The organism is Extensimonas vulgaris, from assembly GCF_003337425.1.
GTDB classification, from domain to species: domain Bacteria; phylum Pseudomonadota; class Gammaproteobacteria; order Burkholderiales; family Burkholderiaceae_C; genus Extensimonas; species Extensimonas vulgaris.
In genome coordinates, this window is the sequence record NZ_QPJU01000004.1 from 1 (window position 1) to 12,688 (window position 12,688).

The 12,688-nt window shown below is 65.4% G+C and carries 7 protein-coding genes; 4 read left to right on the top strand and 3 right to left on the bottom strand.

The genetic code is table 11. From position 1 onward, the window contains the following. Positions 1-334: 334 nt before the first annotated feature. Positions 335-2,749, bottom strand: coding sequence for an RNA polymerase sigma factor RpoD (rpoD, locus tag DFR45_RS07190; protein ID WP_421782118.1), 2,415 nt, complete (start codon positions 2,747-2,749; stop codon positions 335-337). A gap of 513 nt (positions 2,750-3,262) precedes the next feature. After that, entirely contained in the window at positions 3,263-5,149 is a 1,887-nt protein-coding gene (gene dnaG / locus DFR45_RS07195) for a DNA primase (RefSeq protein WP_114483226.1), read from the bottom strand. Between the two features lie 136 nt (positions 5,150-5,285). On the opposite strand from dnaG, the gene DFR45_RS07200 reads away from it, so the two are divergent. The 3 genes from DFR45_RS07200 (at position 5,286) to DFR45_RS07210 (ending at position 11,154) form a co-directional block, all read left to right on the top strand. Next, positions 5,286-6,932 carry an acyl-CoA synthetase gene (locus DFR45_RS07200; RefSeq protein WP_114483041.1) on the top strand — a complete coding sequence of 549 codons (1,647 nt, stop codon included), beginning with the start codon at positions 5,286-5,288 and terminating at the stop codon, positions 6,930-6,932. Between the two features lie 317 nt (positions 6,933-7,249). Further along, positions 7,250-10,048 (top strand): DUF349 domain-containing protein, encoded by a 2,799-nt coding sequence (locus DFR45_RS07205; protein ID WP_114483042.1) that lies wholly within the window; start codon positions 7,250-7,252, stop codon positions 10,046-10,048. A gap of 8 nt (positions 10,049-10,056) precedes the next feature. After that, positions 10,057-11,154 carry a cation diffusion facilitator family transporter gene (locus DFR45_RS07210; RefSeq protein ID WP_114483227.1) on the top strand — a complete coding sequence of 366 codons (1,098 nt, stop codon included), beginning with the start codon at positions 10,057-10,059 and terminating at the stop codon, positions 11,152-11,154. Between the two features lie 197 nt (positions 11,155-11,351). Here the strand turns inward: DFR45_RS07210 and DFR45_RS07215 are convergent, their stop codons facing one another. Beyond that, a complete protein-coding gene (locus DFR45_RS07215) occupies positions 11,352-11,906 on the bottom strand; it encodes a LuxR C-terminal-related transcriptional regulator (RefSeq protein ID WP_114483043.1) in 555 nt (184 codons plus the stop codon). Between the two features lie 74 nt (positions 11,907-11,980). Between DFR45_RS07215 and DFR45_RS07220 the strand changes: the two genes are divergently transcribed. Beyond that, on the top strand, positions 11,981-12,682 hold the full coding sequence (locus DFR45_RS07220) for a CoA transferase subunit A (RefSeq protein WP_114483228.1): 702 nt from the start codon (positions 11,981-11,983) through the stop codon (positions 12,680-12,682). Positions 12,683-12,688 lie beyond the last annotated feature (6 nt).

Sequence of the window (12,688 nt, forward strand, 5' to 3'; positions counted from 1 at the left end):
ATTCAACTTTGGGGGCTACCCGCATGGCCTGGCTCCTTTTGGGGATCATCGTGAATCGATGAAATCCCAGCCAGATTTTAAGCTTCATCAAGAATAAAACACTACACTAGTGTAGTGTTTGATGCTTGATGCGACAAATAAAACCGATGGATTTTTGGTCTGGGCAAGGCGCAAACCGCAGCGATACCGGGTGGTATCGCGAGGATTTGCAACGCGGCCCAGGCCGAAAAGACGCGGTTTTATGTCGCAAATAGCGTCGAACACTACACTAGCAGCCCGTCCGGGCTGCTCTACCTTGCTGCGCGCTTGGTGCGGCGTGCAAGATCGCGCGCGTTCACAGGGAGTCGATGAAGCTGCGCAGCTTTTCCGAGCGGCTCGGGTGCTTGAGCTTGCGCAGCGCCTTGGCCTCGATCTGGCGGATGCGCTCGCGCGTCACGTCGAATTGCTTGCCGACTTCCTCGAGCGTGTGGTCGGTGGACATTTCGATGCCAAAGCGCATGCGCAGCACCTTGGCTTCGCGCGGCGTGAGGCTGTCGAGGATGTCCTTGACCACGTCGCGCAGACCGGCTTGCATCGCGGCATCGACGGGTGCGGTGTTGCTGCTGTCCTCGATGAAGTCGCCCAGGTGGCTGTCCTCGTCGTCACCGATCGGCGTTTCCATGGAGATCGGCTCTTTGGCGATCTTCATGATCTTGCGGATCTTGTCCTCGGGCATCTCCATCTTTTCGGCGAGCAGCGAGGCATCGGGCTCGAAGCCGAACTCCTGCAGGTGCTGGCGCGAGATGCGGTTCATCTTGTTGATGGTCTCGATCATGTGCACCGGGATGCGGATGGTGCGCGCCTGGTCGGCGATCGAGCGCGTGATCGCCTGGCGGATCCACCAGGTCGCGTAGGTCGAGAACTTGTAGCCGCGCCGGTATTCGAACTTGTCAACCGCCTTCATCAGGCCGATGTTGCCCTCTTGAATCAAATCCAGGAACTGCAGGCCACGGTTGGTGTATTTCTTGGCGATCGAAATCACGAGACGCAGGTTGGCCTCGATCATCTCCTTCTTCGCGTCGCGGCTGGCCTTTTCGCCCTCGTTCATGCGCTTGTGGATGTCTTTGAGCTCGGCCAGCGGTACCACCACGCGCTGCTGCAGGTCGATCAGCTTTTGCTGCAAGTCCTGCACCGGCGGAATGTTGCGCGCGAGCACGGCGCTCCAGGGTTTGCCTGCCGCGGCCTGCTGCTCGACCCAGCGAAGGTTCAGCAGGTTGGGCGGGAATTCCTTGATGAAGACTTCCTGCGGCATGCCGCACTTGTCGACGATGATGCGGCGCAGCTCGCGCTCCTTCTTGCGGATGTCATCGACCTGCTCGCGCACCATGTCGCACAGCTTCTCGATGGTCTTGGCCGTGAAACGAATGGTCATGAGCTCGGCCGACAGCGCACGTTGCACTTCCAGATAGGCGGGCGTGCCGTAGCCTTCTTTTTCATAGATGGCATGCATCTGCTCGAACAGCGCACGCAGCTTGTCAAAGCGCTCCAGCGCCTGTCGCTTGAGCTCTTCGAGCTTCTTGGTCAGGGCCTTGGAGCCGCCCTTGCCGTCATCGTCGTCGGCTTCGTCGAATTCGTCGAAGTCCTCCTCGGCCACGTAGTCGTCGGCTTCGTTGGGGTTCGAAAAACCATCGACCACGGTGGAGATGTTGACCTTGCCTTCGCGAATTTCGTCGGCCATGCGCAGGATTTCGGCGATCGTCGCGGGCGAGGCGCTGATCGCTTCCATCATGGCCATCAGGCCGCCTTCGATGCGCTTGGCGATTTCGATTTCGCCTTCGCGCGTGAGCAGTTCCACCGTGCCCATTTCGCGCATGTACATGCGCACCGGGTCGGTGGTGCGGCCGAATTCGCTGTCCACCGTAGAAAGTGCAGCTTCGGCGGCCTCCTCGGCTTCTTCTTCGCTCGCACCCGTGGGGGCGTTGTCGGTGATGATCAGCGCCTCGGCATCAGGCGTTTGTTCGTACACGGCCACGCCCAGATCGTTGAGCGTGGCGATCACGGCTTCGAGCGTCTCGGCATCGACGAGCTTGTCGGGCAGGTGGTCGGAGATTTCGACGTGCGTGAGGTAGCCGCGTGTCTTGCCTAGCTTGATCAGCGCCTTCAGGCGCGAACGGCGCTTGGCCAGGTCTTCCTCGGACAGCACTGTTTCGTCGAGGCCAAACTCCTTCATCAAGGCGCGCTCTTTGGCCTTGCTGAGCTTCATGCGCAGTGGTTTGGCTTTTTCGACCGGCGCGGCTTCGGCTTCGGGAGGCACCTCGGCGGTGACATCTGCCTCGATTTCAACATCCAGGTCGAGCGCGAGGTCCAAATCGCCCTCGCCAAGATCGGCATCGTCGAGCGCCGGTGCTTCGGCGACCTTGGACTTGCGGCCGCGCTTGGCGGACGTTTTGGCCGCTGCCTTGGCGGGCGCTTGGGTATCGGCAGTGTCAGCACGGGCAGGCTTGTCGGCCTGCGTGCTGCCACTGGGTGTTTTGCTCGCGCGCTTTGCAGGTTTGGCAGCCGGCTGTTGCGCAGCAGCAACGGTTGCTTTTTCAGCGGTTTGTTTTTCTTTCGTGGCTGCAGCGCGTGTGGTCTTGGGCGGGCTGGCCACGGCTTGGACGTCGGTGGTCACGGGCTCGCTGGCAGCGGTCGCTGGAGCGGCCGTGATTTTTTCTTTTTTCTTCTTGGCCGCGACGGTGGAAGATGCGGAGGTGGCGGAAGTAGCAGACATCGCAGGCTTCGCGGACTTTGTGGCAGACATTGAAAAGACCTCGGAGTCAAAAAACGGTCAGGATGGGCTCAAATGTGAAGGCATACATGGCGCAGACAAGGGGCAAAAACAAAGTGCCTCGTGAGCAATGCGCACGCGCGCTGGAAAAAGTCCACGCCTTTTGGCACAAACCTTGGAACGAACCTTCACATGCGCATGAAAACACGCCCCCGATCGCAGGGCAAAATGGCCGCGCAACGAGCGCCGAACCATCCTTGCCGCATTCGCATGTTCGGCCCCCGGGCACCAAAAACAACGAACAACGGGCTGCACATCGAGTGCGCTGGCAAGATGTCTGGGCGAACATTTGGTGTGCAGTCCTTGCGATGGATGGGCCGCGCGTAACTAGATTTACGCGGTGCTGTGTTTTGCGCTGCCATCTCATACCAAGTAGGAAGGCATGCGCGGGCCCGGCTCGGAGGTGCTGCTGTCGCTCTTGCCAATGAACCCTAAATTATAGCAGGAGGTCGAATTTCAAGAGTGCAAGCGCAGGCTGTGCGCCGCCTCCAGCGCCTTGCGCCGGGCTTGCAGCTCGCGGTAGCGCTGCAGCGCCGCCGGGTCTTGGCTGGCCGTGGCGATGAGCGTGCTTTCCTCGGCCTTGATCTGTTCGATCAGCACGCGGTTGAGCAGGTCGCGCAGTTCGGCGCGCAGCTCGTGCAGGTCTCCCTCGGTCTGGGCATGCGAGCCGGTCATGAGCTTTTCGGCCAGCGGCGCGCAGGCGTGGCCGCGCAGGCGCTCGCGCAGCAGCGCCCAGGTCTGCACGCCGTGCGTGTGTAGCTGCTCTTCGAGCCAGATGAACAAGGGCCCGTGCGGCGGCGGCAAAGCACTCAGGGCTGCATGGTCTTCGGGTGCGAGCTCTTCGAGGAAGGCCATGTGCGACAGCAGCAGCCGCACGGCGTGGTCGGCGCGACTCGTGGGCGCGGAGCGCGGCAGGTGGGCGCGCCATGCCGTCGCGGCGTAAGGGCTGGCCGCGGCACCCGTGAACCTGCCGCGCGGGTGGGCGATCAGGCCGCCGCGCTGCTTCGTGCCCGCTGGATGGGCGCCTGCGCCGGGCGCAGGGTGTTGCGCCTGCGCCCAGAATTCACTGAGCTCCGCAGCGTCGATTTGCGCGAGGCTCGCGAATTCGCCGAGCAGCTGGCGCTTGAGCAGCCCTTCGGGCAGCGCGCTCCACAGAGGCCGGGCGTGGTGTGTCATCTGCGCACGGCCTTCGGGCGTGCCCAGGTCGCAGCCTTCGCTCGCGGCGTCGAGCAGAAAACGGCTCAGCGGCACTGCGTCGCCGATGTGGCGCGCAAACGCATCGCGGCCCCAGGCGCGGATGAAGCTGTCGGGGTCATGCTCGGGCGGCAGGAACAAAAACTTGAAGCTGCGCGTGTCCTGCGCGTGCGGCAAGGCGGCGTCGAGCGCCTTGCGCGCGGCGCGCCGGCCCGCGGCGTCGCCGTCGAAGCTGAACACCACGGCGTCGGTAAAGCGCAGCAGCTTTTGCACATGCTCGGGCGTGCAGGCGGTGCCCAGCGTGGCCACCGCGTTCGGAAAGCCGAGCTGCGCGAGCGCCACCACGTCCATGTAGCCCTCGGTCACGAGCGCGTAGCCATGCTCGCGGATTGCGCTGCGCGCCTCGAACAGGCCGTACAGCTCGCGCCCCTTGTGAAACACCGGCGTTTCGGGCGAGTTGAGGTATTTGGGCTTTTCGTCGCCGAGCACGCGCCCGCCAAAGCCTATGCACTCGCCCTTGACGTTGCGGATCGGGAACATCACGCGGTCGCGAAAACGGTCGTAGCGCTTGTGGTCTTCGGGCTGCACGATGACCAGGCCCGCCTCCTCGAGCAGCGGGTCGTCGTAATGGGCAAAGACGCCCGCGAGCTTGTGCCAGCCTTCGGGCGCGTACCCAAGCCCATAGCGCTTGGCCACGGCGCCCGACACGCCGCGCTGTTTGAGGTAGGCGATGGCGCGCGGAGACTTGCGCAGCTCCTCGCCATAGGCGGCGGCGGCACGCGCGAGCACTTCGGTCAAAGTGGCGCGCTGTTGCCGCTGGGCCGCAGCGCGTGCCTTGTCCTGCGTCGAGGCGTGCTCCTCGGGCACCTGCAGGCCGACTTGCTGCGCCAGCTCGTGCACCGCCTCGACGAAGTCCAGCCCCGCGTGCTCCATCAGGAAGCCGATGGCGTCGCCGCTCTTGCCGCAGCCGAAGCAGTGGAAGAACTGCTTGGACGGGCTCACGCTGAACGAGGGCGATTTTTCTGCATGAAACGGGCACAGACCCATGAAATTGGCGCCGCTTTTCTTGAGCGGGACGTAGCGGCCCACGACGTCGACCATATCGACGTGCGCGAGCAGTTCTTCGATGAAAGACTGAGGGATGGACACGGCGCGATTGTCGCCCAATGCCGTGGGCGTCGCCCCGATGGGCCGATGGGCCGATGGGCAGGCCAGGCATTGATCAGCCTCGCGTCAGCCGCTTTTGCTGTAATCGGGGGTGTAGGAAAAACGCAAGGAGCCCTTCATGAGCAGCATCTTCGACCAGCATCTCGAGCGCAACGCAGCCAATTACGCACCGCTCTCGCCCCTGTCCTTCATCGAGCGCACGGCTGAGGTCTATCCCGAGCGCCTGGCCATCGTGCACGGCAGCCTGCGCCAGAACTGGCGCGACACCTACGCGCGCTGCCGGCGCCTGGCCAGCGCCCTGCGCCAGCGCGGCATAGGCAAGAACGACACCGTGGCCGTGATGTTGCCCAACACGCCGCCTATGGTCGAGGCGCACTTCGGCGTGCCCATGGCGGGCGCGGTGCTCAATGCGCTCAACACCCGGCTCGACCCCGAAGCCATCGCCTTCATGCTCGACCACGGCGAAGCGCGCGCGGTCATCGTCGATCCCGAATTCGCACCCGTCATGGCCAAGGCCCTGGCCCTGCGCCAGAACCCACAGCCGCTGCTGCTGATCGACGTGGAAGACGCCGTTTATGGCCCCGCGGCGCAGCGCCTGGGCAGCCTGAGTTACGAGGACTTGCTCGCAGAGGGCGATCCGCAGTTTGCCTGGGAGCTGCCCGCCGACGAATGGGACGCGATCGCCCTCAATTACACCAGCGGCACCACGGGCAACCCCAAAGGGGTGGTTTATCACCACCGCGGCGCGGCGCTCAACGCCATCTCCAACGTGCTCGAATGGGACATGCCCAAGCACGCGGTCTATCTATGGACGCTGCCCATGTTCCACTGCAACGGCTGGTGTTTCCCGTGGACGGTGGCGGCGCGCGCGGGCGTGAACGTGTGCCTGCGCCGCGTCGAGGCGCAGGCCATTTTCGACGCCATGCGCCAGCACGGCGTCACGCACTACTGCGGCGCGCCCATCGTGCACAGCCTGCTCGTGAATGCACCGGCCGCGCTCAAGGAGGGCGTGCCCAAAGGCATCAAGGCCATGGTCGCGGGCGCCGCGCCGCCGGCCTCGATGATCGAGGGCATGGAGATGCTGGGCTTCGACCTCACGCACGTGTATGGTCTGACCGAGGTCTATGGCCCAGCCACGGTGTGCGCCAAGCATGAAGCCTGGAACCAGCTCGACATCGGCGAGCGCGCGCGCCTGAACGCGCGCCAGGGCGTGCGCTACCACCTCGAGCGCGACGTGCGCGTGCTCGACCCCGAAACCATGCAGCCCGTGCCGCAGGACGGAGAAACCATGGGCGAGATCATGTTCCGCGGCAACATCGCGATGAAGGGCTACCTCAAGAACCCCGAGGCCACGGCGGAAGCCTTCCGCGGCGGCTGGTTTCACAGCGGCGACCTCGGCGTGCAATACCCCGACGGCTACATCAAGATCAAGGACCGCAGCAAGGACATCATCATCTCGGGCGGCGAGAACATCTCCTCGATCGAAGTCGAGGACGTGCTCTACCGCCACCCGGCCGTGCTCGCGGCCGCCGTGGTCGCCAAGCCTGACCCGAAATGGGGCGAGACGCCCTGTGCCTTCATCGAACTCAAGCCTGGCGCGCAGGTCACGGCCGAGGACATCATCGCCCATTGCCGCGCGCACCTCGCAGGCTTCAAAGTGCCGCGCGCCGTGGTCTTTGGCGAGCTGCCCAAGACCAGCACGGGCAAGATCCAGAAGTTCGAGCTGCGCAAGCAGGCCGGCTCGGCCGCGGCCCTGGACGCATAAATCGCTGGGATCATCCCAGAATGTCCATTAGGACGCGGGATGATGGCGAGGCGGCTGGCGTGGCAGTTTGGTCGTGGGTGAGAAGTCCATGGCCAGTGTCATGGACGCCGAAGCCGCGGCCAAAATGACCGGCAGCAGTCCGCCAGCGCCCGCGTAGGTGCGCAGCACCGCCTAATGGACAATCTGGGATCATCGTACGAAGCCGGTCAAAATAGCGCTTTTGCCACACCCGAAAGCACGCGCCGGCGATGCGTCGCCCGTTGCTCGCAAGCGCCGGCCGCGACGGGCTTTCGGTGTTTCTCTAATCGACTGGATTCATGTTTCCATTTTTTTCCCGCAGCAAAATGTCCGATGCACCTGAAGTGACCCCGGCTCCGGCCCCGAGCAAGACCCACGAGCCGCATCCGCTCGATGCGCTGACCGGCGGCGCTTTCTCGGCCGCCACCTCCGGCGAGCGCGCCGCGCGTATCCGCGAGTGGCTGGCCACTCAGCCCGCGCCCGAGCAGCTGCAGGAGGTGTTCAAAGAGCTCAGCGCGCGCGACAAAGGGGCGGCGCGTGCGGTGCGCGAGCGCCTCGACGAAATCCGCCGTGCCAAGGCACAAGAAGCCATCGCCGCCGAATGGGCCGAAAAAGCCCAGGCGCTGCTGGCCGCGCCCAAGCTCAACATCGCCGACGCGCTGGCCTGGCAGCGCGACGCCGCGAAAGCCGGCGCGCCGCTGTCGCGCGAGCCGCTCGCCACGCTCAAGGCGCAGCTGGCCGAGCGCGTCAAGGTGATCGAAGACCTGCAGCACCGCGTGCAGGTACAGCGCGAGGCCGCGGTGCTGCTCGCGCAGCGCATCGAGGTGCTCTCGACCAAGCCTTGGCGCGACGCGCAGGCGGCGCTCGAGCAATTGCGTGCCGACATCGCGCGCTGGCAGACGCAGGCCGACGAGCTCACGGGCGACGCGAGTTGGGCGAGCGTGGAAGCGCGCTTTCCGCCGCTGCTCGAAACTTCGCGCACGCAGCTGCTCGCCGTGTGGGAGGCCTTCGAGGCCGCGCTCGCGCAGGCCGTGGCTGCGGCCGAAGACGCGCAAGCGCCGCTGCCGCCCGTGCCGGTGTGGGCCGAAGAGCTGCGCGCCGCGCGCGGCCTGCCGAGCGAGGCCGTCGCGCGGCCCGAGCGCCCCGCCAAACCTCCGATCGCGCCCGAAGTGCGCGAAAAAGCCGAGCAGGCCGTGCGCAGCGCGCTCGCCGTACTTGAACAAGCCACCGCCGAAGGCCAGGGCAAGGCCAGCTCCGCCGCTGCCGCGGCGCTGCGTGCCGTGCTCAAAGAACACGGCAAACACATAGGCGCGGCCCTGGAGCAGCAAGTGCACCAGGCACTGGTGGCCGCGGGCGAGCTCGAAGGCTGGCAGCGCTGGAGCGCCGACCAGGTGCGCGAAGAACTCGTCGCCAAGGCCGAGGCACTGCTGCAGCGCCCCGAGGGCCAGGCACTGGGCGGGCGCAAGATGCAGGAAACCTTGCGCCAGCTGCGCGAGCAATGGAAGCAGGCCGACCAAAGCAGTGCGCCCAACCATGCACTGTGGAAGCGCTTTGATGATGCCTGCAATGCCGCGCACAAAGTCGTCGAAGAATGGCTCGAGAAGGTGCGCGCCGAAGCTGCGCAGCACCGCGCCCAGCGCGAGGCCCTGATCGAGGAGCTCAAAACCTGGGCGCAAACGCAGGCGCAGGCCTTGGCCGCTGCGGGCGACTGGAAGGGGCTGCAGCGCGCCCTGCACCAGTTTGCCGAACGCTGGCGCGACGCCGGACACGTGTCCGAAAAGGTTTTTGCCGAATTGCAGCCGTTGTGGAAACAGGCCATGGCCGAGGCCAGCGCGCCGCTCGAAGCCGCGCAAAAAGAAAGCCTCGCCCGCCGCCACGCGTTGATCGAAGAGGCGCAGGCCTTGGCCGCTGCGCCGAGCCTGCGCATAGACGCCGTGCGGGCCTTGCAGCAGCGCTGGCAGGCCGAGGCGCAGGCCGTGCCGCTCGATCGCAAGCTCGAGCAAAAGCTCTGGGAGTCATTTCGCCAGCCGATCGATGAAGCCTTTCAGCGCAAAACGGCCGAGCGCAGCAAGGCCGAGGCTGCGCTGTCTGCGCGCGATCGCGCCGTGATCGAGGCCGCGCGGGCCCTCGAAGCGGCAAGCGCAAGCGGCGATGCGCAGCAGATCCGCGCCGCCATGGCCGCGCTCGACGCCGCGCTGCATGCGCCGGCCGTGCCCGAGCCTGGCGCCGCACCCGCGGCTCCAGCTGCTGCACCTGCGCAGCCTGCTCCCGCCGCTGCAGAATCTGAACAAAATCAGCCCGTAGCGCCCGTAGAATATACGCAGATAGCTCCTGAAAGTGAAGCTGCCGAAGCTGCAGGTGCTGCGGCAGAAACGGTGGCACCTGCCCCCGCTGCCGCCAAACCCGCACCGCGCCCCGTGATCGCCGTGCGCGGCGACGACCGGCCCGGTGCGCAGAAGAATCTGCCTGCCACACACCCGCACGGCGCCCGGCCCGCAGGCCGACGTGATGCACGCCCCGAAGGCGGGCGCGCTGCATTCGGGCGTGATGCCAGCCGAACGGGTGAGCGTGCAGGACGGGGCGGTTATGAAGGGCGGGAAGGGCGCGGGGAACGCGCAGAACGTGCCCCGCGCCTGGGCGATGCGGCTTTCCGTGCGCAGCGTGAAGCGCTGGAGCGTGCCCAGCTGGCGCTCAAAAAGCTCGCGGCGCAGGCGCACGGCGAGGTGCTCACGCACTTGCTCACGGCCTGGGAAAAACGTGATCCGGCGCTCGTACCCGCTGCGCAACAACTGGGCGTGCGCGTGAGCGCAGCGCAGCGCAATGCCTGGGTGCAGGCCCTGTCTGCCGCGCCCACGGCGTCTGCGGCCGATGCCGAACAATCGCTGTTGCGCCTGGAGATCGCCGCCGAAGTACCCACGCCCGCAGAGCAATTGAGCGCGCGCCGCCTGCTGCAACTGCAGTTGCTCACGCGCCGCAACGAGCCCGCGCCGGCCCAGACCTGGACGCAGGACGTAGCCAAGCTGCTTGCCGCGCCCTACGACGCCGCGCAGGCGCGCCGCCTGCAAAACGTGCTCAAGGTACTGCTGCGCAACAAATGAGCAGTGCCATGGGGCAAGGCGAGGGCAGGGCGCCTGAAGGGCCTGGGGCAGTGCCGACACCGCTTGCACGGCCGGGCGGGCACAAAGAGATCGACCAAGGGCATACCCTCCACCCACCTGCAGATCGCGGCCACGCCGACGCCAACCCCCATGCCTGTGGGCCGGGCGTGCGCCACCCCTGCCATGGGCACTTTCACCATGAACACCACCACGGCGCAGCCGGGCAGGATTTCAGTCGCGCGTTTGCGTTCGGCATCGCGCTCAACCTTGGCTTCGTCGTGCTCGAAGTGGCAAGCGGCTGGTGGGCCGGCTCGCTCGCCTTGCTTGCCGACGCGGCGCACAACCTGAGCGACGTGGCAGGTTTGGCGCTGGCCTGGGCCGGGGCCTGGGCGCTGCGCCTCAAGCCCGACGCACGCCACACCTATGGCTGGCAGCGCGCCTCCATCCTCGCGGCTTTTGCCAACGCGGTGCTGCTGTTTGCGGCCATGGGCTGGCTGGCCTGGGAGGCGGTGCAGCGCCTGGCGCAGCCGCAGGCCGTGCAAGGCTGGACGGTGGTGGGCGTGGCCGCTGCCGGCATCGTGGTCAACAGTGCCACGGCGCTGCTGTTCCTGCGCGGCCAGCACGGCGACCTGAACGTGCGCGGCGCCTTTTTGCACATGGCAGCCGACGCGCTGGTGTCGCTGGGCGTGGTGATTGCGGGGGCGCTGTACCTGTGGCGCGGCTGGAGCTGGCTGGATCCGGTGATGAGCCTGACGGTGGCCGTGGTGATCGTGCTTGGCAGCTGGGGGCTGCTGCGCGAATCCACACGCCTATTGTTCGACGGCGTGCCCGAGCGCGTGGACCCGCTCGCCGTGCGCGCTTACCTCGAACAGCTGCCCGGCGTGGAGCGCGTGGACGACCTGCACATCTGGGCCATGGGAACCACGCAGATCGCTCTTTCGGCGCATTTGATCGCACCTGGCGGGCCGCTGGGCGATGCCGCACTGCACCGCATCGCCGAAGAGTTGCAACACCGTTTCGGCATCCAGCACGCCACACTGCAGGTGATGCGCGAGCCGATCACATCACTGCATGCCAGCAGCCTGTCGGACTTTGGGCGTCGATAGCGAGAATGGGCCCCAGCGAGGCCAGTTTTTGCCGGATTCGCCGCCCCATAGCGGGACTATGGGGCAAGAAGACGGTAAAAAATGGGCCGCTGCGGCGCATTCGCAGCCGACGATTCCAAAGTCCGACAGGCTGCCAGCCACGGCTGAGCGCCAGCATCGCCGCTCGAGCGCTTGCTGTGCTTGCCTCCTGCGCGCGCTCATTGGCCGGCGAGCAATTTGTGCACGAGATCGGTGGTCGTCGAGGCGCCGTACTTGCGCATGAGGCGGGCGCGATAAATTTCCACGGTGCGATGGCTGATGCCCAGTGCCTTGCCGATCTCCTTGGACGTGAGTCCTTCGAGCAGACGGGCCGCGACTTCGCGCTCGCGGCCCGTGAGCTGGGCGTGTACGGGGCGCTGCGCGCTCAGGTCTTCGAAGCTCCAGATGCCCGATTCGTGCGGCGCAGCGCGGTTGAGCGCGCGGCCGGCCACATGGCACCAGAACAATTCACCGCTGGCACGCTTCATGATGCGGTCATCGGCGTAATGGCCCTTGGCATTCAAAATGGGCGCCATGCGCGCACCTTGGCGTTCGTATTCGTCGGCGCTGGGGTAGAGCACCTGAAAGGATTGGCCGATCAAGACCTCACGCGAGGCACCGAATATCTCGCACACCAGCCGATTGCAGTCCACCATGGTGCGGTTACGCGAAAGCACGAGGCCCACGGGCGCCATCTCGAAGGCCAATCGATAATCGGGACTTGGGTCGCTCATGGGATTTTTCTCTACGGAATACTACTTATAAAAATACGTAGTATCTTCGAATTCCTTTATGTAAGGAGGTAATGGTGAACAAAGTATTTCCTTCCGCTGCCGATGCCTTGCGCGGCGTGGTGGCCGATGGCCAGACGCTCGCCGTGGGTGGCTTTGGTTTGTGCGGCATTCCCGAGGCCCTGATCGACGCGCTGCGCGACTCGGGGGTGAAGAACCTCACGGTGATCTCGAACAACGCTGGTGTCGATGGCTTTGGCTTGGGCAAGCTGCTCGAGACGCGCCAGATCAAGAAAATGATCTCGTCCTACGTGGGCGAAAACAAGGAGTTCGAGCGTCAGTACCTCTCCGGTGAGCTCGAACTCGAATTCACGCCGCAAGGTACGCTGGCAGAAAAGCTGCGTGCGGGTGGTGCAGGCATCCCGGCGTTTTTCACCAAGACCGGTGTGGGCACGCTCGTGGCCGAGGGCAAGGAGCTGCGCGAGTTTGACGGCGAGACTTACGTCATGGAACGCTCGCTCGTGCCCGACGTGGCGCTGGTCAAGGCCGACATCGCCGATCGCGCGGGCAATCTGCGCTTTCACCTGACGGCGCGCAACTTCAACCCGGCTGTAGCCATGGCCGGAAAAATCTGCATCGTCGAAGTCGAGCGCGTGGTGGCAACGGGCGAGCTGGCCCCGGATGACATTCACTTGCCGGGCATTTACGTGCACCGCATCGTGCACAACCCCACGCCCGAAAAACGCATCGAAAAACTCACCACGCGCAACCGCAAATAAAGGAGA

What these genes read in the sequence shown, in the direction of transcription:
- DFR45_RS07215 (WP_114483043.1), bottom strand. Translation starts at nt 11,906, where the DNA reads ATGAGCGACCCAAGTCCCGATTATCGATTGGCCTTCGAGATGGCGCCC.
- DFR45_RS07210 (WP_114483227.1), top strand. Translation starts at nt 10,057, where the DNA reads ATGGGGCAAGGCGAGGGCAGGGCGCCTGAAGGGCCTGGGGCAGTGCCG.
- DFR45_RS07205 (WP_114483042.1), top strand. Translation starts at nt 7,250, where the DNA reads ATGTTTCCATTTTTTTCCCGCAGCAAAATGTCCGATGCACCTGAAGTG.
- rpoD (WP_421782118.1), bottom strand. Translation starts at nt 2,749, where the DNA reads ATGTCTGCTACTTCCGCCACCTCCGCATCTTCCACCGTCGCGGCCAAG.
- DFR45_RS07200 (WP_114483041.1), top strand. Translation starts at nt 5,286, where the DNA reads ATGAGCAGCATCTTCGACCAGCATCTCGAGCGCAACGCAGCCAATTAC.